The sequence below is a fragment of the Agrobacterium sp. 22-214-1 genome, assembly GCF_053522465.1.
Genome location: NZ_JBNWCK010000001.1, coordinates 1,476,680 through 1,498,612 on the forward strand (window position 1 = coordinate 1,476,680; position 21,933 = coordinate 1,498,612).

Genomic DNA, 21,933 nt, shown 5'->3' on the forward strand with positions numbered 1-21,933 from the left:
TGACTAATGACAATGCCGGAATCCATGCTCTCGGCTGACGCCATTTCACCGAAGCTCGCACAGCTGGCCAGCCTTGCCGAGCATTATGCCGACCCGGAGTTCTCGGTGGCGCATGGCGGCCATGTCCGCACCATCGCCGCCGGGCACTATACGGTTTCCGGCCTGTCGCGGCATGTACGGCTCGGAGAATTCGTCGCCCATCGCAGCGCGACCGGCATTCATCTCGGCGAAGTGGTGCGCGTGGAACCGGACATCTGCTATGTCTGCCCCATCGAGCCCGGCGAGCCGATCGGCATTCACGATACCGTCATCCGCAAGGGCGCCTTCCGCGTCTCGCCCGATGATAGCTGGTGCGGACGCACCATCAATGCGCTCGGCGAACCTATCGACGGACAGGGGCCTCTGGCCTCCGGCATCGAGCGCCGTTCGATTTCCAACAATGCGCCGCCCTCAATGACGCGCAAAAGGGTGGAAACGCCTTTCAAGACCGGTGTGCGGGCAATCGATATCTTCTCGCCGCTTTGCCTCGGCCAGCGCCTCGGCATTTTCGCCGGTTCCGGTGTGGGCAAATCTACGCTGCTGTCGATGCTTGCCAAGGCAGACGCCTTTGACAAGGTGGTAATTGCTCTTGTCGGCGAACGCGGCCGTGAAGTGCGCGAATTCATCGAAGACACGATGGGCGAGAATATGAGCAAGTCCATCGCCGTCGTTGCGACAAGCGATGAGAGCCCGATGCTGCGCAAGATGGCGCCGCTTTCCGCCGTCACCATCGCCGAACATTTTCGCGATCAGGGCGACAATGTCCTTCTTATCATCGACAGCGTGACGCGCTTTGCCCATGCCATCCGCGAAGTGGCGGTCGCTTCGGGAGAGCCGCCGGTGGCGCGCGGCTATCCGGCCTCGGTCTTCACCGAACTGCCGCGCCTTCTGGAGCGGGCGGGACCGGGCGCGGAAGGCACCGGTACCATCACCGCCATCGTCTCCATTCTGGTGGATGGCGACAATCACAACGACCCGATTGCGGATTCGACCCGCGGTATTCTCGATGGCCATATCGTGCTCGACCGCAGCCTTGCCGAAGAAGGCCGTTACCCGCCGATCAACCCGCTCGCCTCGATCTCGCGTCTAGCCAAGAAGGCCTGGACGCCGGATCAGGAAAAGCTGGTGTCGCGCCTCAAGGCGCTGGTGCATCGCTTCGAGGAAACGCGCGATCTTCGCCTCATCGGCGGTTATCGGCCTGGAACCGACCCCGATCTCGACATGGCGGTGAAGCAGGTTCCAATCATCTACGAGACATTGAAGCAGCTGCCGGACGAACCGGCGGCACAGGATGCCTATGCTGATCTTGCGACCGCCTTACGGAACGGAGCGCAGAACGGTCAGCCGCAGGTAACCCCAAGAGCGAGAGGCTGACCCGTGAAGAAAAAGCGGAACAACGATAGCCACGATGAAGACGTGCTGCCCAGGCCGATTTTCTTCACGCCCGACCGTATTCTGGCATGGACAGGCATCACGCTTGCCGCTGCAGCAGCATTTTTTCCGTGGTACGTGTTCTTCAACGAGGAAAAATTCGGCATGAAGGTGGCGGGCGGCGACCGCACCCGCGATCTGCCCCATACCGGCCCGCGGGAAGTCTTCAGCGTCTCGCCGATGGCCATGACCAACCGCAACAAGGAAGACACCCCGCCGCCGGCGGATCTGCCCGACATGCTGACGACGGCGACCGTGAACGCTGGCGGCAAGGAAAAACAGAACGATCTGGCAGCCGGGATCGAGGATCAGCCCTTCCCCGGCCAGACCTCCTTCCGTCTGCTGCATGTTTCCAACGGCCGCGCCCTGATCGAGGACGGTTCGGGCATGTATATGGTGAGGGTCGGTTCGACCCTGCCGGACAATGCGTTGCTGACGAAGATCGAACAGCGCAACGGCGAGTGGCTGATAGAGACGTCTTCCGGGAAAACCTATCGCCCTGAAAAATAGAAGATTTTTCTCTGGTTCAAAAGGCGCGCCGCATCTGCCGGCGCGCCTTTTTTGTTTTGGGCAGGCCGCATCCACATCCGCGTCTTGCGCCGTTCCGCGCCTTCTCCCCTCTCCGCAAGTCTGACGCAAGATTAGCCCCGTAGGTTCGGGCCATACGAGATGGAGAAGTCTATGCAACCGATTCAACTGTTCGATCTGGCATCCCGCCAAGCGGAATGGCTGAGCGTGCGGCAGGAAGTCGTGGCGACCAACATCGCCAACGCCAACACACCCAAGTTCCGCGCCAAGGATGTCAGCCCTTTCGAAGCGGTCATGCAGGCCACCAGCCAGCAGGTCGGCATGGCGAGGACCAACCCTGCCCACTTCGGCGAGAGCACCCTCAGCGACAATATCGCGGTGCGCGACAACCCGGTCAATAACGAGATCGGCATGCAGGAATCGGGCAATTCGGTCGCGCTTGCGGAAGAAATGACCAAGACCGGCGAGATCAAGCGGCAGTACGAGCTGAACGCCAATCTCGTCAAATCCTTCCATCGCATGATGCTGATGACGGTTAAGAGGTAAGCCATGGATCCCTTGAGTGCGGCGAGCAAGATTGCCGGCAGCGGCCTGGAAGTGCAGTCCACGCGACTGCGCATCGTCTCCGAAAACATCGCCAACGCCAGATCGACCGGCGACACCCCCGGCGCCGACCCCTATCGTCGCAAGACCATCACTTTCGGTTCCGAGCTCGACCGCGTCAGCGGCGTGGAGCGCGTAACGGTGAAGAAGCTCGGCGTCGACCGTGGCGATTTCATTAACGAATACGATCCCGGCAACCCGGCCGCCGACAGCAACGGCATGGTGAAGATGCCAAACGTCAACATCCTGATCGAAATGGCGGACATGCGCGAAGCAAACCGCAGCTACGACGCCAATCTTCAGGTCATCCGCCAGACACGCGACCTCGTCGCCTCCACAATCGACCTTCTGAAGGCATCGCAATGATCGACGGTATCAAGCAAGTCAGTTCCCTTTCGCTCACCCGCGGCGCAAGCGGCATTTCCGCACTGACGGAAAGCGTTTTCGGCAGCGAGCAGACGACGCCCGCCCAGCAGACGGGCGCAAGCTTCGCCAGCGTTCTCGGCAATATCTCGGTGGATGCGATGAACAATCTGAAGAAGGCGGAAGTCGCTTCCTTCGAAGGCATTCAGGGCAAGGCGAATACGCGTGAAGTGGTCGATGCCATGCTTTCGGCCGAACAGTCGCTGCAGACCGCCATCGCGCTCCGAGACAAGATCGTGTCGGCCTATCTCGACATTACCAAGATGCAGATCTAGCCCAGCAGGAATATTGACATGAGAGCTCTTGCCATCGCTGCCACCGGTATGGACGCCCAGCAGACCAATCTGGAAGTCATCGCCAACAACATCGCCAATATCAACACCACCGGTTACAAGCGCGCGCGTGCGGAGTTCACCGATCTTCTTTACCAGACCGAGCGCATGCAGGGCGTGCCGAACCGCGCCAACCAGGCGATCGTGCCCGAGGGCGCCAATATCGGCCTCGGCGTGCAGACCTCGGCCGTGCGCAACATCCACACCCAGGGCAACCTGATCGAGACCGGCAACAAGCTGGACGTCGCGATCATCGGCCAGGGCTGGTTCCAGATCGAGGCGGCTGACGGTTCGACGCTCTACAGCCGCGCCGGCGCCTTCAACAAGAATGCCGACGGTAATCTCGTGACGATCGATGGCTATAACGTCATTCCGAACATCAATATCCCGACCGATGCGCAGGACATCACCGTTACCCGCACGGGCCAGGTGACCGCCCGTATCGGCAATGCCACGGAATTCACCGAACTCGGCCAGCTCACCATCGCCAACTTCGCCAACGAAGCCGGCCTGAAGCCGCTCGGCGACAACCTCTTCGCCCAGACGCCGGCCTCCGGCGACGCGGTGATCGGCGTGCCTGACGATCCGAGCTACGGCTACATCAAGCAGTCCTATCTCGAAGGCTCGAACGTCGACGCCGTCAAGGAAATCACCGACCTGATCACGGCGCAGCGCGCCTACGAGATGAATTCCAAGGTCATCACCACCGCTGACGAAATGGCTTCGATTGTCAGCAAGAACCTGAAGTAAGAACGGAAAGGCAGGCGAACATGAGGTTTGGCCGGAAACATAGCAGCAGCAGAACGGCGCTCGTCCGTATATGCCTTGCGTCTGCCTTTTCACTGGGCGTCCTGACGCCCGCTCTTGCCCAGGCGCCGATGGCGCTGGTTCCCACCCGCACGATCTATCCGGGCGAGACGATCACGCCCGAACAGGTGAAGCCGGTGGAAGTGACCAATCCCAATATTTCCTCGGGTTATGCGAGCGATATCAGCGAAGTGGAAGGCATGATCTCCAAGCAGACCCTGCTTCCCGGACGCACGATCCCCGTTGCCGCCCTGCGCGAACCCTCGCTGGTGGTGCGCGGCACCAGCGTCAAACTCGTCTTCACCATCGGCAACATGACGCTGATGGCTTCGGGAACGCCGATGACCGACGGCTCGCTCGGCGAAATCGTGCGGGTGCGCAACATCGATTCCGGCGTCATCGTCAACGGCACGGTCATGAAGGACGGAACCATTCAGGTGATGGCGAAATGAGAGTGCTTCGTATCCTGGCCGCGGCCATTCTGTTTTCGGCCCAGCCCTTCCTTTCCGTTCCGGCAGCGCACGCGGATACATCCCGCATCAAGGATATCGCATCGCTGCAGGCCGGGCGTGACAACCAGCTGATCGGTTACGGTCTCGTGGTCGGCCTGCAGGGCACGGGCGACAGCCTGCGCTCCTCGCCGTTTACCGAGCAATCCATGCGCGCGATGCTGCAGAATCTCGGCATCACCACGCAGGGCGGCCAGTCGAACGCCAAGAACATCGCCGCCGTGATGGTGACGACCAATCTGCCGCCCTTCGCCAGCCCCGGCAGCCGTGTCGACGTGACGGTCAGCTCGCTGGGCGACGCCTCGTCGCTGCGCGGCGGCACGCTCATCATGACCTCGCTTTCCGGCGCGGACGGCCAGATCTACGCGGTCGCCCAGGGCGCGCTGATCGTCAACGGCTTTTCCGCACAGGGGGATGCCGCGACGCTGACGCAGGGCGTCACCACGTCCGCCCGCGTGCCGAACGGCGCGATCATCGAGCGGGAACTGCCGTCCAAGTTCAAGGATTCGGTCAATCTGGTCCTTCAGCTGCGCAATCCCGATTTTTCGACGGCGGTGCGCGTCGCCGATGTCGTCAACGCCTTTGCGCGCGCCCATTATGGCGATCCCATCGCCGAGCCGCGCGATTCGCAGGAAATCGCGGTGCAGAAGCCCCGCGTCGCGGATCTCACCCGGCTGATGGCGGAAATCGAAAACCTGACCGTGGAAACGGATACGCCGGCCAAGGTCGTCATCAACGAGCGCACCGGCACGATCGTCATCGGCGCGGATGTGCGCATTTCCCGCGTCGCCGTCAGCTACGGAACGCTGACCGTGCAGGTGACGGAAACGCCGCAGGTCATCCAGCCGGCGCCCTTCTCGCGCGGCCAGACGGCCGTGCAGCCGCAGACGGATATCATGGCATTGCAGGAAGGCAGCAAGGTCGCCATCGTCGAAGGGCCTGACCTTCGCACGCTGGTTGCCGGTCTCAACAGCATCGGGCTCAAGGCGGACGGTATCATCGCCATTCTGCAAGGCATCAAATCCGCCGGCGCCCTTCAGGCGGAGCTTGTGCTGCAATGATGGAAACTCGGAAGAACAACGCTTTCCCGAATGGCCTTGTCCGCTTCGCGGCCGTCGCCTCGCTGCTTTTCCTGCTTCCCGCTGCTGGCGCCGAAAGCCAGCAGAACGTGGTTTCGGAACTCAGCACGCAGGATGAAATCCAGAAATTCTGCACCAACATCGCCGACGCGGCCCGCGACCAGCGCTATCTGCTGCAAAAGCAGGAGCTGGAAAAGCTGCAGTCCGACGTCAACGAGCGCATTGCCGTGCTGGAAGACCGCAAGGCGGAATATGAGGACTGGCTGGCCCGCCGCGAACATTTCCTCAATCAGGCGAAAAGCAATCTCGTCGATATCTACAAGACGATGAAGGCCGATGCCGCCGCTCCCCAGCTCGAAAAGATGCATGTGGAAATAGCGGCCGCCATCATCATGCAGCTGCCGCCGCGCCAGTCGGGCCTCATCCTCAGCGAGATGGATGCGCAGAAGGCCGCTGTCGTCGCCGGCATCATGTCGCAGGCAACCGATAAAAACACTTCGAAGGATCCTTCATGAGCACGCGTCGTCTTCCGGCCCTCCTCCTGCCGCTCGCCTTGCTTGCCGGCTGCCAGAACAACCAGACCCTGAAGGAAATCGGCAACGCACCCGCGATGAGCCCGATCGGCAGCGGCCTGCAATTCAGCCAGACGCCGCAAATGGGCATGTATCCCAAGCAGCCGAAACACATGGCGAGCGGCTATTCGCTGTGGAGCGACAGCCAGGGCGCCCTGTTCAAGGATCTGCGCGCGCTCAACATCGGCGACATCCTGACCGTCAACATCCAGATCAACGACAAGGCCGATTTCGACAATGAGACCGAGCGCAACCGCACCAATTCCAGCGGTTTGAACTGGAAGGCGGATGCGCAGGTGTTCGGCTGGAACCCGAAGGCCGATTCCAGCATCAATTACGGTTCCGACACCGACACCCAGGCAAAGGGCAAGACCAAGCGTTCTGAAAAGCTGACGCTGCTGGTGGCCGCCGTGGTGACCGGCATTCTGGAAAACGGCAACCTCATCATCAGCGGTTCGCAGGAAGTGCGCGTGAACCACGAAATCCGCATCCTCAATGTCGGCGGTATCGTCAGGCCGCAGGATGTGGATGCACAGAACATGATCTCCTACGAGCGCATCGCCGAAGCGCGCATCTCCTATGGCGGTCGCGGACGTCTGACGGAAGTGCAGCAGCCCCCGGTCGGGCAACAGGTCGTCGACCTGTTCTCGCCGCTCTGACCTCGGCACACGGGAACGGGACTGACCCATGGAAAACGAACAGGCTGAGGGCAAGAAAAAATCCTCCCCTCTGGTCATGACCATCGCAGGCGTTGCGATCCTCACCCTGCTCGGCGCGGGCGGCGGCTGGCTGGTGGGCGGCATGATCGCGCCGAAGATCGCCGGCGCGGAGGCGCATGCCCCGGCTGCCGCCGGCGGACACGGCGAGAAAAAGGAAGAGGGTATCGAGAAAATCTCGGCCGAGGCGAACGGCATCGTCCAGCTCGATCCCATCACCACCAACCTCGCCTATCCCTCGACGAACTGGGTGCGGCTGGAAGTGGCGCTGATGTTCAAGGGGCCGGTCGAGGTGGGTCTGGCGGAAGATATCCACCAGGACATCATGGCCTATGTCCGCACCGTTTCCCTTCAGCAGCTGGAAGGGCCGCGCGGCTTTCAATATCTTAAGGATGACATTCAGGAACGAGTTGACCTGCGCTCTCAAGGGCGCGTATCCAAGGTCATGTTCCGGACCTTTGTCATCGAATGATTCGATTTCTTGTAACCATCGCCGTCCTCCTTGCCTTGCCGGGTCTTGCCAGTGCCCAGCAATTTCCGTCCGATCTGTTCAACACGCAGATAGACGGCTCCGTCGCGGCATGGATCATCCGCACCTTCGGCCTGCTGACGGTTCTCTCGGTCGCGCCGGGCATTCTGATCATGGTCACGAGCTTTCCGCGCTTCGTGATCGCCTTTTCGATCCTCAGATCCGGCATGGGACTGGCTTCGACCCCGTCCAACATGATCCTGCTGTCGATGGCGATGTTCATGACTTTCTACGTCATGTCGCCTACTTTCGACAAAGCCTGGACCGACGGCGTGCAGCCGCTTCTGCAGAACCAGATCAACGAACAGCAGGCCGTGCAGCGCATCGCCGAGCCCTTCCGCACCTTCATGAACGCCAATACGCGTGACAAGGATCTGAAGCTTTTCGTCGACATCGCCCGCGAGCGCGGCCAGGAAGTGATGACCGACAATGTCGTCGATTACCGTGTGCTGGTTCCCGCCTTCATGCTGTCGGAAATCCGGCGCGGTTTCGAGATCGGTTTTCTCATCATCCTGCCGTTTCTGGTCATCGATCTGATCGTCGCCACCATCACGATGGCGATGGGCATGATGATGCTGCCGCCGACCTCGATTTCACTGCCGTTCAAGATCCTGTTCTTCGTGCTGATCGACGGCTGGAACCTGCTGGTCGGCAGTCTCGTCAGATCGTTCAACTGACGGCCTCTGTGCCTGATTGACACCCGTTAACCCTGTTTTTTAACCCCGCGTGCCCAGCTACGCGGGTTTTGCGCATTTTAACGCTTTGGTTACCAGTTTTTCTGGCGACTTGGTAACTATCTTTTTAAATAAAAAAATTACCATTTAACTAAATTAAAAAGTAACCATAAGTATTTTCCAATATTTCTTGGCCACCAAATTAATAATTGGGCAATTTTTCGCTGCGAATTTCTTTCTACACGCAGCGGGTTTGGTTTCTGAAACTAAGCATTTCCGAACCGAGTGGCATGAAGCCGAAACGTTGCGACCGGTAATACCAAACCCGGTATGTCCCCACTCCAGTATCTCGTAAAAACAAGGGACACATTTATTATGGCAAGCATTCTCACCAACACCAACGCAATGGCCGCTCTCTCGACCCTGCGCTCCATCGCTTCCGACCTGTCGACCACGCAGGACCGCATTTCTTCCGGCCTGAAGGTTGGTTCGGCTTCGGACAACGCTGCTTACTGGTCGATCGCGACCACCATGCGTTCCGACAACAAGGCTCTCGGCGCAGTATCTGACGCACTGGGCATGGGCGCTGCCAAGGTTGACACCGCATCTGCCGGTATGGAAGCCGCTATCGATGTTGTCACCCAGATCAAGGCCAAGGTCGTTGCCGCAAAGGAAGAAGGCGTCGACAAGACCAAGATTCAGGAAGAAGTTACCCAGCTTCTCGATCAGCTGAAGTCGATCGGCACGGGCGCTTCGTTCAACGGTGAAAACTGGCTCGTTTCCACCGGCAACGCCACCAAGACGGTCGTATCCGGCTTCGTCCGTGACGACAACGGCAATGTCAGCGTCAAGACGACGGACTACGCGCTGGATGCATCGTCCATGCTCTACACCGAAGCGACGCCGGGCACGATCGATGCCAACTCCGGTATCCTGAACGCTACCGGTGCAACCACCACCGTCGGCGCCAAGACCTACACCCAGATTTCCGTTCTCGACCTCAACGTCGGCACCGATGACCTGGACAACGCTCTTTACTCCGTTGAAACGGCCCTGACGAAGATGACCAGCGCCGGCGCCAAGCTCGGTTCGCTGTCTGCACGTATCGACCTGCAGACCGACTTCGCCGACAAGCTGTCCGACTCCATCGAAAAGGGTGTTGGCCGCCTCGTCGACGCCGACATGAACGAAGAGTCCACCAAGCTGAAGGCTCTGCAGACGCAGCAGCAGCTGGCAATTCAGGCTCTGTCGATCGCCAACAGCGACTCGCAGAACATCCTGTCGCTCTTCCGCTAAGAGCTGAGCTTCTCATAGCCCTTCGGGGCTGGGGGATCCATTTTCTTCCCACATGCATTCGGGGGCTGACCAAATGCATATCCGGGCAGAAAGCATAAAGGTTCGATAGGCTGAATCGAACCGAATGCACCAGACAGGCCGCATCCCGAATAAGGATGCGGCCTTATCTTTTTTTTAAATATTTCGGAATACGCGCGCGCACGCGCGAGAGTTGTAATTTTGAATTTTCATAATGCTGATTTTCTTTTCCCGCTTATCAATTCATTAACCAAACTGGCGTTACCTAAGCTCATCGAAACGGCGAGCTAACGTTAAAAATCAGCAAGTTAGCAGGCATGATGCTGTGCGCCGTTCCCGGTGAAACCGGAATGTCCCTTCTTTAATCAGCCATTCAAGGGGCACACTACTATGACGAGCATTATTACCAATGTCGCAGCAATGTCTGCGCTCCAGACTCTGCGCACCATCGGCCAGAACATGGAATCCACCCAGGCACGCGTTTCTTCCGGCCTCCGCGTTGGCGAAGCTGCTGACAACGCTGCTTACTGGTCGATCGCGACCACCATGCGCTCCGACAACATGGCGCTCTCCTCGGTTTCCGACGCTCTCGGCCTCGGCGCTGCCAAGGTAGACACCGCTTCTGCCGGTATGGAATCGGCAATCGAAGTCGTTAAGGAAATCAAGGCAAAGCTGGTCACGGCAACTGAAGAAGGCGTCGACCGCACCAAGGTTCAGGAAGAAATCGATCAGCTGCAGAACCAGCTCGTATCGATCGCACAGGGCGCATCCTTCTACGGCGAAAACTGGCTCGTAGGCGCTTCGACCCTCGGCGCAGCAACGCCCGGTACGGACCCGGACAAGTCGGTCGTTGCTGGCTTCGTTCGCTCCACCGGCGGTGCCGTTAACGTCACGACCACGAAATACGCCCTCGACAACACCGCTACCGGCAACACTCTTTTCGGTTCGGTCGACTCCGCAGGCGTCCCCGATACGACCGGCATCCTCGGCACGACCGGAACGCTCACGAACGTCGCTACCGCCCAGTCCGTCTACACACTGGACATCACCCAGTATGCAGCCGCAGACCGCGCCACCAACATGGCCGAAGCACTGACGATGGTTGAAAACGCTCTCAAGGCAATGACGAGCGCCGCAGCCAAGCTCGGCTCGCTCTCCATGCGTATCGGCCTGCAGGAAGACTTCGCGTCCAAGCTGTCCGACTCCATCGACAAGGGCATCGGCCGCCTCGTGGACGCTGACATGAACGAAGAGTCCACCCGCCTCAAGGCCCTGCAGACCCAGCAGCAGCTCGGCGTTCAGGCTCTCTCGATCGCCAACAGCAACTCCGAAAGCATCCTGTCGCTCTTCCGTTAATCGAAGACCGAAAGCGAAAAAATCAACCGCGCCGAAAGGCGCGGTTTTTGTTTGTGCAATTGACTGCAAAATTCATGAATTTCCTGATTAAGACTTCATTAACCAAATCACCGCTAAATCAAGCCATCGAAACGACTCGTTAACCAAGACGAAAAAGAGGTTAACAGGCATCACGCCGCGTTGTCGTTTCCGGCGATCCCGGAATGTCCCTTCCCATTTAGCCAGCTCAAAGGGGCAATTATGACAAGTATTCTGACAAACACCGCCGCCATGTCGGCGCTTCAGACACTGCGTGCAATCAGCGGCCAGCTCGAAGACACACAATCCAGAGTTTCTTCCGGGCTGCGCGTTAAAACGGCTTCCGACAACGCCGCTTATTGGTCGATCGCGACCACCATGCGTTCGGACAACATGGCCCTTTCCGCGGTTCAGGATGCACTCGGACTCGGCGCGGCGAAGATCGATGTCGCTTATTCCGCAATGGAAAGCGCCGTCGAAGTCGTGAAAGAAATCAAATCGAAAATCGTTGCAGCAACCGAAGAGGGCGTCGACAAGACGAAGATCCAGGAAGAAATCGACCAACTGAAAAAGCAGCTGGAATCGATTGCGCAGGGCGCATCTTTCAGCGGTGAAAACTGGTTGCTGGGCACCGGCGCAAAGACCGTCGTTTCCGGCTTTGTCCGTGACGGCAGCGGTTCCGTCAACGTGACGAAAACCGACTATACGCTTATCGATACGACGACCGCGACAGAAACACCCAATGTGATTTTTGGCCTGACCGGCACGCCGGCAACGCTCGACACCACGAAAGGCATCATCGGAGAGGCCGGCGTAGCCTCGGGCATTTCAGTATGGGACATCAATCTCAAACTTTTCGATAGTGCAACGCCCCCGACCTACACGATCGGCAATCTTCTCACCGATGTCGAAACCGCATTTCAGTCTCTGAGCAGCGCCTCCTCCGCCCTCGGATCGATCAAGATGCGCATCGGCCTGCAGGAAGATTTCATCTCCAAGCTCACCGACTCCATCGACAGCGGCATCGGCCGCCTGGTGGATGCGGACATGAACGAAGAATCAACACGTCTCAAGGCATTGCAGACACAGCAGCAGCTGGGCATCCAGTCGCTTTCCATCGCCAATACCAGTTCCGAAAATATCCTGTCGCTATTCCGTCAGTAAGCGGCGCCCGATGGCTACGGGCGGTTTCGTCCCGCTCTGGCAGCAACAGAATATTCGGATATGGAAACCGCGCTTCGAAAGGGGCGCGGTTTTCCATTTGCCGCTAACCGCGTGGCGCGCGCATGCATCAACCGCCACAGGCGATCGGTTCAACAACCACGTAAACATTTGAAATTTCGGAGAGAAATGGTGCTGCTAGAGAGATTTGAACTCTCGGCCTCTCCCTTACCAAGGGAGTGCTCTACCCCTGAGCTATAGCAGCATCCGGTGCCGAAGCGTTTGCTTCAGCATCAAGCGTGGCGGCCTATTGCCATAGGTTTTTGACGAGCGCAAGTCGCAAAACGATATTCTTCATCAAGCGGGGCAAAAAAGCGTGCCCCCTGTTGAAAAATACATTTTTCAGATATTGCTGAATCTATGAACGAACATCATGACAAACAGGCAAAGGCAGCGGTTTCCGCCGGCGCTTCCGCGGAAGCATCCGCCCCGGTGGCCGATGGCAAGCCGCAGGCGGGGCCCGGCGAAAAGGCGCGGCAGCGTGAGGCGGAACGCAAGGCGCGGGCGGCCAAGAAGCTTCGTGAAAATCTTTTAAAGCGCAAACAGCAGGTTCGCGCGCGCCGTGCCGGCGAAGAGGACGAGACGATTGGCCTGCCTGCCGCAAAAACGGACGAATCATCCTCATAGAGAATTCACCAAGCATAAATTGAAACGCCGCGGAAATTCGTCTAAGGACGCGCCTTTCCGCAAGGCACGATAAAGAAAGGCGGGCACAGGCCCGTAGGGACGCATGGATCGCATCAGAATTACGGGTGGCAACAAGCTAAACGGCATCATTCCCATCTCCGGCGCCAAAAACGCCGCCTTGCCGTTGATGATCGCATCGCTTCTGACCAGCGACACGCTGACGCTCGAAAACGTGCCGCATCTGGCGGACGTGGAGCAGCTCATCCGCATTCTCGGCAATCATGGCGTCGATATTTCCGTCAACGGCCGCCGCGAAAGCCAGGGCGAAGCCTATTCGCGCACCGTGCATTTCACCTGCCGCACCATTGTCGATACGACAGCTCCCTATGAGCTGGTCTCCAAGATGCGCGCAAGCTTCTGGGTCATCGGCCCGCTTCTGGCGCGTGAGGGCCGCGCCCGCGTTTCCCTGCCCGGCGGCTGCGCCATCGGCACGCGCCCGGTCGACCTGTTCATCGAGGGCCTTGAGGCGCTCGGCGCAACGATGGAGATCGATGGCGGCTACATCAACGCCACGGCACCCAAGGGCGGCCTGATCGGTGCGGTTTACACCTTCCCGAAAGTTTCCGTCGGCGCGACGCATGTGATGCTGATGGCCGCAAGCCTTGCCCGCGGCACCACCGTCATCCACAATGCCGCCCGCGAACCGGAAGTGGTGGATCTGGCGCAATGCCTGATCGCCATGGGCGCGAAGATCGAAGGCGCCGGCACCTCCACCATCACCATCGAAGGCGTCACCTCGCTTTCCGGCGCGCGCCACCGCGTTCTGCCGGATCGCATCGAAACCGGCACCTATGCCATGGCAGTGGCAATGACCGGCGGTGACGTGGTGCTGGAAGGCACGCGCGCAGCGCTGCTCGACAACGCGCTCGACACGCTCAGGCTTGCAGGCGCCACGATCAGCGAGACGGAAACCGGCCTTCGCGTCGTGCGCAACGGCAACGGCATCCAGCCGGTCGATATCGTCACCGAGCCCTTCCCCGGCTTCCCCACCGACCTGCAGGCGCAGTTCATGGCGCTGATGACCCGTTCGCAGGGTGTTTCGCATATCACCGAAACCATCTTTGAAAACCGCTTCATGCATGTGCAGGAACTCGCCCGTCTCGGTGCGAAGATTTCGCTTTCCGGCCAGATGGCACGCATCGAGGGTGTCTCCCGCCTGAAGGGCGCGCCTGTCATGGCGACCGATCTGCGCGCTTCCGTATCGCTGGTCATTGCCGGCCTCGTGGCGGAAGGCGAGACCATGGTTTCGCGCGTCTACCACCTCGATCGCGGCTTCGAACGCCTTGAGGAAAAGCTCACCCGCTGTGGTGCGCTGGTCGAACGCGTCAGCGATTGATCCTGTCTTCGCCGCTCATCCGTTTTCTACCCGTTGCAGAGTGAGCCCGGACTGCCTATTTCCAATGTAAGTCATGGAAATAGCGGTCCGCACCGCAGAAGAAGGAAGAAGAAGATGAGCGGCCTGAAATTGCTCGCGCTGGATACTGAAGATCTCTCCGTCATCTCGACGCATATGCAGGACAGTGTCTTCAAGCTGAAGGATGTTGCCTTCGAGCCGAAGCACGGCCAGTTCACGCTTTCCGCCAACCGTTTCGTCTGGGAAAGCACTGACAAAAAGAACCTGCCGCCGGAACGCTGCCGCAGCGTCGTTTTCCTGAAACGGGTCTCGGCCGTCCGCTCGCACGGCATCAACCGCGCCGACAGGGAACAGGTGCTGTCGCTTCTTGCCATCCGCTTCGTGCAGAACGGCGAAGGACCAGATGGAGCCGTGGAATTGACGCTTTCGGGCGGCGGCGCCATCGCGCTCGATGTCGAATGCATCGAGGCGCAATTGACCGATGTGAGCGGCGCCTGGGAAACCGCCGCCAAACCGCATCATCCAGACAGCGAATAAGCACACCGCGCCATTGCAACGGTTGCCTTTCGTCACCGTTTCGATTTATGCCACATACCAGAGCCGCAATTTTTCTGCGGTAAGTTCGTGCACCTCGCGGGATCGCCCGCGGGGACAATGAAAGGGTAATGGCGTGGCAATCTGGCTGGAGCAGGCGTCGGCGGATTTCGAACGGAAATTCGCGGCCTTCCTGACAACCAAGAGAGAAGTTTCCGAAGACGTCAACGCAACCGTTCGCGACATCATCAACGATGTCCGCCATCGCGGCGATGCGGCCCTTGCCCATTATTCCCAGAAATTCGACGGTATCGATTTCACCAAGGTCTCGATGCGGGTGACGGCGGACGAGATCGATGCGGCCTTCGCCACCGTCGACAAGAGCGTCATCGAGGCGCTTGAACTCGCCGCCCGGCGTATCGAAAAACACCATGCACGGCAAATGCCGAAGGATGATATTTACGAGGACGATATCGGCGTGGGCCTCGGCTCGCGCTGGACCGCCATCGAAGCTGTGGGCCTTTATGTGCCCGGCGGCACGGCGAGCTATCCAAGCTCGGTGCTGATGAACGCCGTGCCTGCCAGGGTCGCCGGTGTGGAGCGCATCGTCATGGTCGTGCCGGCCAATGGCGGCGCGGTCAATCCGGCGGTGCTGGCTGCGGCGCGTATTGCGGGCGTCGAGGAAATCTATCGCATCGGCGGCGCGCAGGCCGTCGCCGCACTTGCCTATGGCACGGAAACCATCGCGCCGGTCGCCAAGATCGTCGGTCCCGGCAATGCCTATGTGGCGGCCGCAAAGCGCCAGGTCTTCGGCACCGTCGGTATCGACATGATCGCCGGTCCCTCCGAAGTGCTGGTTATTGCCGACAGGGACAATGATCCCGACTGGCTTGCCGCCGATCTTCTGGCGCAGGCGGAGCATGATCGCGGCGCGCAATCCATCCTGATCACCGACAATGCCGAACTCGGCAAGGCCGTTGAAGCCGCTGTCGAGCGGCAGTTGAAGCGCCTGTCGCGCTCCGAGACGGCGGCGGCGAGCTGGGCCGATTTCGGCGCGGTCATTCTGGTCGAAAAGCTCACCGACGCCATTCCGCTCGCCAACCGCATCGCCGCCGAGCATCTGGAACTTGCCGTCGATGACCCGGATGCCCTGATGGCGCATATCCGCAATGCGGGCGCGATCTTCGTCGGACGCCATACGCCGGAAGTGATCGGCGATTATGTCGGCGGCTCCAACCACGTGCTCCCGACGGCGCGGTCGGCGCGCTTCTCCTCTGGCCTCTCGGTGCTGGATTTCGTCAAGCGCACCTCGATCCTGCGGCTTGGACCGGAGCAGCTGCGACAGCTTGCGCCCGCGGCCATCACCCTTGCCCGGTCCGAGGGACTGGACGCGCATGCGCGTTCCGTCTCCATTCGCCTCAATCCGGAAAGTTAAGCGATGGCTTCAGGCGATTTCCGGCTTTGCGACGTGGTACTGGACGACAGCATCGGCCGGTCCACGCCCGACGTTGAGCATGAACGCGCCGTCGCCATTTTCGACCTGATCGAAGAAAACAGCTTCGAACCCTTCGGCCATGATGGCGGCCCCTATCGGCTGCATATATCGCTGGTCGATGCCAAGCTGGTTTTTTCAATCCGCACCGAAGACGAGAAGGATGTCGCGACCCATATTCTGTCGCTGACGCCGTTCCGCCGCATCATCAAGGATTATTTCCTGATTTGCGAAAGCTATTACGAAGCGATCCGCTCCTCTACGCCGAGCCAGATCGAGGCGATCGACATGGGCCGGCGCGGCATTCACAATGATGGCTCACAGACGCTGATGGACCGGCTTTCCGGCAAGATCAGGATAGATTTCGACACGGCGCGCCGCCTCTTCACCCTTGTCTGCGTGCTTTATTGGCGGGGTTAGAGATGATCGATCCTGCCGCAGCGCCAAACGAGGGACGAGCGCCCAAATCGGTCCTCTTCATGTGCGGCATGAACTCCATCCGTTCCCCCATGGCGGAGGTCATCGCCAAACGGCTGGTGGCGCCCGGCATCTATATACAGTCCGCCGGCGTGCGGGCCGGCGAGCGCGATCCATTCGTGGATGCGGTGCTGGAAGAACAGGGGTTTTCGCTGGGCAAACACAAACCACGCACTCTGGATGAGATCGAGGATGATTTTTTCGATCTGATCATTACATTGACGCCGGAAGCCCACCACGCCGCACTGGAACTGACGCGCTCGAATTCGCTCGACGTGGTCTATTGGCCGACCATGGACCCGACGGTGATCACAGGCACGCGCGAGCAGATTCTCGACGCGTATCGCGAGGTGCGGGACCATCTGGCAAAGCTGATCTCGGAACGACTGCCGAGGCGGCAGCAGCCGGTGGCGGATACGCTTTCAAAAGACTGAAAACTGCCTCGGCCTGTTAAAATCAATCGCGATTTTCAAGCCGATGCTTTAGAGGTTCACAAATGTGCCGGGATTGTGTAGTTTCCGCGCAATTTTCCCGGACAGGACATGTCCGGCACTATCAACAGGAAGAAAACCCTTACATGACAAAAGAAGAAGTCCTTGAATTCCCGGGCATCGTAACCGAATTGCTGCCGAACGCAACATTCCGCGTGAAGCTTGAGAACGACCACGAAATCATCGCCCACACGGCGGGCCGCATGCGCAAGAACCGTATCCGCGTTCTGGCCGGCGACAAGGTGCTGGTCGAAATGACGCCTTACGACCTCACCAAGGGCCGCATCACCTATCGCTTCAAGTAATCCACCTTCCGCATCGGACGCCCGGGCAGCGCAATGACCAATTCAAAACAAAAGCTCGTTCTGGCATCCGGCTCGCCGCGGCGTCTGGAGCTGCTGCATCAGATCGGTATCGAACCGGCACGTCTGATGCCGATGGATATCGACGAGACGCCGGCCAAGCTCGAGCATCCGCGTACGCTCTGCCGTCGTCTGTCACTGCAGAAGGTGGAAGCCGCGCAGGCGGCGCTGAAGAACGAACAGGCGTGGAAAGACGCCTATGTTCTGGGATCCGATACCGTGGTCGCCGTTGGTCGCCGCATCGTCGGCAAGGCCGAATATACGGAAGAGGCCTCGGCGGCGCTGCATCTTCTTTCGGGACGCAGCCATTGGGTCTATACCGGCATCTGCCTCGTGACCCCCGGCGGCAAGATCCGGCAGAAGGTCGCGGAGACCAAGGTGCGCTTCAAGCGCCTCTCCACGCGAGAGATCGAGGCTTACATTGCGTCGGGCCAGTGGCGCGGCAAAGCGGGAGCCTATGGTATCCAGGGCATTGCCGGCGCCTTCGTGCAGAAACTGACCGGCTCCTATACCAATGTCGTCGGCCTGCCGCTTTATGAAACCATGTCGCTTCTTTCCGGAGAAGGATTTGAGGTGACTTCGGGCTGGCTCGAAGGATAGGCCATGGCAAAGTCCCCCACCGAAGGCGCTGGAAACGTCACCCCGCTTCGCAAATCCCAGCCATGCCCGGAATGCGGGCGGCCCTCGACGCGCGAGGACTATCCTTTCTGTTCGGATCGCTGTCGCTCGCTCGATCTTGCCCGCTGGCTGAAAGGCTCCTACGCCATTCCGGTTGCAGACGATGAAAGCAGCGCCGGCGGACAGGACGGCGGTAAAAATAACGCCGAATGAGACCGTGCACCGCCGGAAACTTCGGCGGTGAATTGCATAAGATTTTCAGAGCCACCGCTCACACCACATATTCACCGGGTTGCCGACAGCCCGAAAAACCATATCAGAACCGGCTGGCGCCTTTTTCCGCCAGCCCTTTAAGGTCTTGCGATGGACGCAGGCTTGCAGAAGAGAGTGAGCCATGGCGCGCTGCTGTTTGCGGTGCTGGCCGTTTGCCTTGCCATAGGCGCAACCGTGCTGCTGGCCAATGACAAGAAGCACCTCAAAAGCCTGCTGGCCTATCTCAATCTGGCGCCCGCCATACAGTCCGCCGCGCCGCCGAAGATGAAGCCCGTCAAGCGGCAGAAACTCGCCGTCCAAAAAGTCTCTCTGCCGCCGCATCTGCTGAAGTTCGAGCAAGTGGGCGACAGAGCATCTTTCGCCCGCGATTTCGTTGTTTCCGGCAAGGAGCTCTGCGACCGCTTTACCGCCGCTGGTTTCTCCAACCCGCAGGGCTGGCACGCGAGCCCGGTCAACATCCGCAGTTTCGAATGCATGGCCGATCTTGCGGCAGGAAACGCATCGGACCCGGCCGAGCGGGCATCGCTGTTTCTTGAAATCAGGGGGGAAGCCTCGGGAGAAATTCGCTCCATCCGGATGAAGGCCGTTGCGCCCAAGACACCGGACGGGGCGGCCGTTCTGACGAAGCTCGATGAAGCGCTCGCCATGATTATCGGACAGACACGCTGGGCCGATCTGGCGGACATGCTTGAGCCGGCACGCCGGATGCAGCCTTATCAGGCACAACATTTCGGCATTTCGGTTTCCATGAAACCGGAACCGACGGCGCCGCATCGCCTGAACGTGATTTTGCTCGCAAACGAACAATCGCCGGGGTTGAAGCTGACACGCAGTTTCTTCGACCGGGATCGCTGGCTTAACCCAGCCGCTCCACCGGATCGGCCGGCGCTCTATGCGTCCGTCAAGAAAGACCGTGTCCGGTGAGGCGTAGGCCGCTCAGCCTATTGCAGCCAGCTTGCGCCGCACCGGCGGAATCCTGTCGCTTTGCTGGGCCTGACGTTTGGCCTCCCACTGAAGCGCGGTGCGAACGATTGTCGCCAGATCGTTGAAGCGGGGACGCCAGCCCAGTTCCGACTGGATACGCGACGAATCCGCCACCATGGTCGCAATATCGCCCGCCCGGCGGGGACAATGGATGATCGGAAAATCGCGTTCCGATTCCCGTTGCACGGCCTGCAGGACATCCAGAACCGAATAACCGACGCCATAACCGCAATTGAGCGTGCGGGTGCCGCCACCGGCGCGCAGATGCGCCATGGCCAGCATATGGGCGTCGATCAGGTCGCTGACGTGAATATAGTCGCGGACACCGGTGCCATCGGCGGTCGGGTAATCCGTTCCGTAAACGTCCACTTGGTCGCGGCGACCGGTTGCGGCTTCGCAGGCGACTTTGATGAGGTTTGCCACGCCCGTGGGGGAAGGCCCGGCGCGGCCCTGAGGGTCGGCTCCGGCGACGTTGAAATAACGCAGCGCCACATAGTTGAAATCATGCGCCTGCACGACATCGCGCAGCATGATTTCGGAAGCGAGTTTCGACAGGCCGTAGGGGTTTTCCGGGCTGAGGATCGCGGTTTCAGGAACCGGGCCATCAAAGGGCTGGTTTCCATAGACGGCGGCTGTCGAGGAGAAGATGAAATTGCGGATGCCATGGGCGACCGCCGCAGCGACGAGGGCGCGGGTCGTGCCCGTATTGTTTTCGTAATATTCGAGCGGCTGGCTGATCGATTCAGGAACGCTGACAGAGCCTGCGAAGTGGAAAATGGTCTCGATCTGGTTTTCTTCGAAAATCTGGTCCAGCAGGGCGCGGTCCGCCGCATCGCCCAGATAAAAACGCGCCGCTGGCGCAACAGCCCAGCGCGACCCCGTCGAAAGCCGGTCGACAACAACGACCTCCTCCCCGGCATCGAGCAAAGCCCACACCATGTGGCTTCCTATATAACCGGCCCCACCCGTGACCAGAACAGCCATGACACTACTTCCCTGTTTGCTTTTCTTGAGCTCATCAAAGCCAATAATTCTTCATCATTGATTACTTGCACAGCGAATACGCGACCAATCCCCCGCCCCATTAAAAAGGTGGCTTACGATTGGTTAGCGCAATGAAGTGCTTTTTATTTATTAGTGAAAATGTTCTCATAAATGGAACAAGGAGCGCATATCACAGAAAATGCCCCACGTCGATGGTTGCGCCGTGGGGTTGCAGTTTTAGGTCTTCGCTGTGATTTTGTTGTCGATTTTCCTACCGCGGCGCGATCCCGGTGCGGCAGGGGAAACCATTGCACGGAAAGCCGACGCTTACCTGCCGAGGATATAGGATGCCAGCCGTTCGGCCGCGTCTTCTATCTGCCTGGGGTTGCGCAGGAAGCAGGCGCGGAGAAACAGCTCCCCTCCCGGGCCAAAGGCCGTGCCGGGCGCAAGACCGACCCCGGTCTTGTCGACGATATCGAGCGCCGTCGCCCGGCTGTCCGTCACGCCGTCAATCTTGAGGAAAGCATAAAGGGCGCCGTCCGGCTTCAGGGTTTCCACACGGTTCGTCGCGATGAGCGCATCGCAGAGAATGTCGCGGGAGGTCAGAGCGCGTTCGTAATTCTCACGGACGAAACCATCGCCGTGATCGAGGGCGGCGACCGCGCCGCGCTGCATGAATTGCGCCACGCCTGAGGTGGAATATTGAATGAGATTCTCGATCACCTGACCGATGGCCGGTGGGGCGACAAGCCAGCCGACGCGCCAGCCGGTCATGGACCAGTTCTTCGAGAAGGAATTGGCGAAGACGATCTTGTCGTCCGGCTCCATGACGTCGAGGAAGGACGGCGCACGGCTGCCGGAATAATGATAAAGCGCATAAATCTCGTCGGCGACGATCCACAGATCGTGTTTGCGGGCGAGCGCCAGAACGTCGCGGAGATTGTCGAGCGTCGCCGTCCAGCCGGTCGGGTTGGAGGGCGTATTGATGAAAAGCGCCTTCGTCTTGCCGGTGATCGCGCTTTCCAGCCTGTTGATATCCAGATCCCAACGGCCGTCGCGGAAATCGATGCCGACCGGAACCGCCTTCGCACCCGCCACGCCGATGGCGGCCACGATATTCGGCCATGTCGGAGACAGATAGACCATTTCGTCGCCCGGCGAGGTCAGCGCCTGCACGGCAAGCACGATGGCCTGCATGCCGGAACCGGTCGCATAAAAATGTTCCGGCGGCAGCGACGCTGCGAAATGACGTTGATAATAACGGCTCAGCGCCTGGCGCAATTCGGGAATGCCGCGCTGCCAGGTATAGAAGGTTTCGCCGTTGTTCAGCCCATCGATGGCGGCCTGATTGATGAAGTCCGGGCTCGGCAGATCGCCTTCGCCGACCCACAGCGGCAGGAGATTGTCCCGCCCCCGGGCATAATTCACGACTTCAACAATGCCGCTCTCGGGAGCCGCCAGAGAGCGCGCACTCAGACTGTTCAAAATGGACATTAAAGACACTCCGTTTGGTGCCTTCTTATCGC

Annotated in this window: 27 protein-coding genes and 1 tRNA gene; 25 read left to right on the forward strand and 3 right to left on the reverse strand. The window is 59.6% G+C overall.

All coding sequences use genetic code 11. From position 1 onward, the window contains the following. The first annotated feature begins 6 nt into the window (after window positions 1–6). From fliI to ACQZ5G_RS07470, 15 genes are all read left to right on the forward strand, one after another. Complete coding sequence (fliI, locus tag ACQZ5G_RS07400) at window positions 7–1,413, forward strand: flagellar protein export ATPase FliI (RefSeq protein WP_448737292.1); 1,407 nt, start codon at window positions 7–9, stop codon at window positions 1,411–1,413. A 42-nt stretch (window positions 1,414–1,455) separates the two neighbouring features. Continuing rightward, window positions 1,456–1,980, forward strand: a complete 525-nt coding sequence (locus tag ACQZ5G_RS07405) for a hypothetical protein (protein ID WP_448737598.1) — start codon at window positions 1,456–1,458, stop codon at window positions 1,978–1,980. Between the two features lie 171 nt (window positions 1,981–2,151). Beyond that, a complete protein-coding gene (gene flgB, locus ACQZ5G_RS07410; RefSeq protein ID WP_004432502.1) occupies window positions 2,152–2,544 on the forward strand; it encodes a flagellar basal body rod protein FlgB in 393 nt (130 codons plus the stop codon). Window positions 2,545–2,547: 3 nt separating this feature from the next. Further along, a complete protein-coding gene (flgC, locus tag ACQZ5G_RS07415; protein ID WP_020811275.1) occupies window positions 2,548–2,967 on the forward strand; it encodes a flagellar basal body rod protein FlgC in 420 nt (139 codons plus the stop codon). Continuing rightward, window positions 2,964–3,299 (forward strand): flagellar hook-basal body complex protein FliE, encoded by a 336-nt coding sequence (locus ACQZ5G_RS07420; protein ID WP_448737291.1) that lies wholly within the window; start codon window positions 2,964–2,966, stop codon window positions 3,297–3,299. Before flgC ends, ACQZ5G_RS07420 begins: the two co-directional genes overlap by 4 nt. An 18-nt stretch (window positions 3,300–3,317) precedes the next feature. Next, entirely contained in the window at window positions 3,318–4,106 is a 789-nt protein-coding gene (gene flgG, locus ACQZ5G_RS07425) for a flagellar basal-body rod protein FlgG (RefSeq protein WP_004432499.1), read from the forward strand. A 20-nt stretch (window positions 4,107–4,126) separates the two neighbouring features. Beyond that, window positions 4,127–4,615 (forward strand): flagellar basal body P-ring formation chaperone FlgA, encoded by a 489-nt coding sequence (flgA, locus tag ACQZ5G_RS07430; RefSeq protein WP_004432498.1) that lies wholly within the window; start codon window positions 4,127–4,129, stop codon window positions 4,613–4,615. Window positions 4,616–4,641: 26 nt separating this feature from the next. After that, window positions 4,642–5,733, forward strand: a complete 1,092-nt coding sequence (locus ACQZ5G_RS07435; RefSeq protein WP_448737597.1) for a flagellar basal body P-ring protein FlgI — start codon at window positions 4,642–4,644, stop codon at window positions 5,731–5,733. Then, window positions 5,730–6,266 carry a MotE family protein gene (locus ACQZ5G_RS07440; RefSeq protein ID WP_004432496.1) on the forward strand — a complete coding sequence of 179 codons (537 nt, stop codon included), beginning with the start codon at window positions 5,730–5,732 and terminating at the stop codon, window positions 6,264–6,266. Before ACQZ5G_RS07435 ends, ACQZ5G_RS07440 begins: the two co-directional genes overlap by 4 nt. Then, complete coding sequence (gene flgH / locus ACQZ5G_RS07445; protein WP_020810646.1) at window positions 6,263–6,982, forward strand: flagellar basal body L-ring protein FlgH; 720 nt, start codon at window positions 6,263–6,265, stop codon at window positions 6,980–6,982. Before ACQZ5G_RS07440 ends, flgH begins: the two co-directional genes overlap by 4 nt. A gap of 28 nt (window positions 6,983–7,010) precedes the next feature. After that, entirely contained in the window at window positions 7,011–7,511 is a 501-nt protein-coding gene (locus tag ACQZ5G_RS07450) for a flagellar basal body-associated FliL family protein (protein WP_035259607.1), read from the forward strand. Continuing rightward, the gene (fliP, locus tag ACQZ5G_RS07455; RefSeq protein ID WP_059760555.1) at window positions 7,508–8,245 is read left to right on the forward strand and encodes a flagellar type III secretion system pore protein FliP; all 738 of its coding nucleotides are present in this window, start codon (window positions 7,508–7,510) and stop codon (window positions 8,243–8,245) included. Before ACQZ5G_RS07450 ends, fliP begins: the two co-directional genes overlap by 4 nt. Window positions 8,246–8,617: 372 nt before the next feature. Beyond that, a complete protein-coding gene (locus ACQZ5G_RS07460; RefSeq protein WP_004432490.1) occupies window positions 8,618–9,538 on the forward strand; it encodes a flagellin N-terminal helical domain-containing protein in 921 nt (306 codons plus the stop codon). Window positions 9,539–9,946: 408 nt separating this feature from the next. Next, window positions 9,947–10,912, forward strand: coding sequence for a flagellin N-terminal helical domain-containing protein (locus ACQZ5G_RS07465; RefSeq protein WP_004432488.1), 966 nt, complete (start codon window positions 9,947–9,949; stop codon window positions 10,910–10,912). 240 nt (window positions 10,913–11,152) lie between these two features. Further along, window positions 11,153–12,094, forward strand: a complete 942-nt coding sequence (locus ACQZ5G_RS07470; RefSeq protein ID WP_448737289.1) for a flagellin N-terminal helical domain-containing protein — start codon at window positions 11,153–11,155, stop codon at window positions 12,092–12,094. Between the two features lie 187 nt (window positions 12,095–12,281). On the opposite strand, the gene ACQZ5G_RS07475 is transcribed toward ACQZ5G_RS07470, so the two are convergent. Next, window positions 12,282–12,356 (reverse strand) — tRNA-Thr (locus tag ACQZ5G_RS07475). Window positions 12,357–12,511: 155 nt separating this feature from the next. Between ACQZ5G_RS07475 and ACQZ5G_RS07480 the strand changes: the two genes are divergently transcribed. From ACQZ5G_RS07480 to ACQZ5G_RS07525, 10 genes are all read left to right on the forward strand, one after another. Beyond that, window positions 12,512–12,778, forward strand: coding sequence for a hypothetical protein (locus ACQZ5G_RS07480; RefSeq protein WP_004432485.1), 267 nt, complete (start codon window positions 12,512–12,514; stop codon window positions 12,776–12,778). 103 nt (window positions 12,779–12,881) lie between these two features. Continuing rightward, window positions 12,882–14,174: a UDP-N-acetylglucosamine 1-carboxyvinyltransferase gene (gene murA / locus ACQZ5G_RS07485; RefSeq protein ID WP_004432483.1), complete on the forward strand. Its 1,293-nt coding sequence runs from the start codon at window positions 12,882–12,884 to the stop codon at window positions 14,172–14,174. 114 nt (window positions 14,175–14,288) lie between these two features. Continuing rightward, entirely contained in the window at window positions 14,289–14,729 is a 441-nt protein-coding gene (locus tag ACQZ5G_RS07490; protein ID WP_004432481.1) for a DUF2948 family protein, read from the forward strand. 133 nt (window positions 14,730–14,862) lie between these two features. After that, window positions 14,863–16,161 carry a histidinol dehydrogenase gene (gene hisD, locus ACQZ5G_RS07495; protein ID WP_448737288.1) on the forward strand — a complete coding sequence of 433 codons (1,299 nt, stop codon included), beginning with the start codon at window positions 14,863–14,865 and terminating at the stop codon, window positions 16,159–16,161. 3 nt (window positions 16,162–16,164) lie between these two features. After that, window positions 16,165–16,638, forward strand: coding sequence for a UPF0262 family protein (locus ACQZ5G_RS07500; RefSeq protein WP_004432477.1), 474 nt, complete (start codon window positions 16,165–16,167; stop codon window positions 16,636–16,638). Between the two features lie 2 nt (window positions 16,639–16,640). Further along, window positions 16,641–17,129: an arsenate-mycothiol transferase ArsC gene (locus tag ACQZ5G_RS07505; RefSeq protein WP_004432476.1), complete on the forward strand. Its 489-nt coding sequence runs from the start codon at window positions 16,641–16,643 to the stop codon at window positions 17,127–17,129. A gap of 143 nt (window positions 17,130–17,272) precedes the next feature. Further along, the gene (gene infA, locus ACQZ5G_RS07510; protein ID WP_003503453.1) at window positions 17,273–17,491 is read left to right on the forward strand and encodes a translation initiation factor IF-1; all 219 of its coding nucleotides are present in this window, start codon (window positions 17,273–17,275) and stop codon (window positions 17,489–17,491) included. A 33-nt stretch (window positions 17,492–17,524) separates the two neighbouring features. Then, on the forward strand, window positions 17,525–18,148 hold the full coding sequence (locus tag ACQZ5G_RS07515; RefSeq protein WP_448737287.1) for a Maf-like protein: 624 nt from the start codon (window positions 17,525–17,527) through the stop codon (window positions 18,146–18,148). A gap of 3 nt (window positions 18,149–18,151) precedes the next feature. Next, window positions 18,152–18,379, forward strand: coding sequence for a DNA gyrase inhibitor YacG (gene yacG / locus ACQZ5G_RS07520; protein WP_448737286.1), 228 nt, complete (start codon window positions 18,152–18,154; stop codon window positions 18,377–18,379). 150 nt (window positions 18,380–18,529) lie between these two features. Then, a complete protein-coding gene (locus ACQZ5G_RS07525) occupies window positions 18,530–19,363 on the forward strand; it encodes a DUF6030 family protein (RefSeq protein WP_448737285.1) in 834 nt (277 codons plus the stop codon). A 12-nt stretch (window positions 19,364–19,375) separates the two neighbouring features. Here the strand turns inward: ACQZ5G_RS07525 and galE are convergent, their stop codons facing one another. After that, a complete protein-coding gene (galE, locus tag ACQZ5G_RS07530) occupies window positions 19,376–20,407 on the reverse strand; it encodes a UDP-glucose 4-epimerase GalE (RefSeq protein ID WP_137452377.1) in 1,032 nt (343 codons plus the stop codon). A gap of 327 nt (window positions 20,408–20,734) precedes the next feature. Further along, window positions 20,735–21,901 (reverse strand): pyridoxal phosphate-dependent aminotransferase, encoded by a 1,167-nt coding sequence (locus ACQZ5G_RS07535; RefSeq protein ID WP_035262781.1) that lies wholly within the window; start codon window positions 21,899–21,901, stop codon window positions 20,735–20,737. Window positions 21,902–21,933 lie beyond the last annotated feature (32 nt).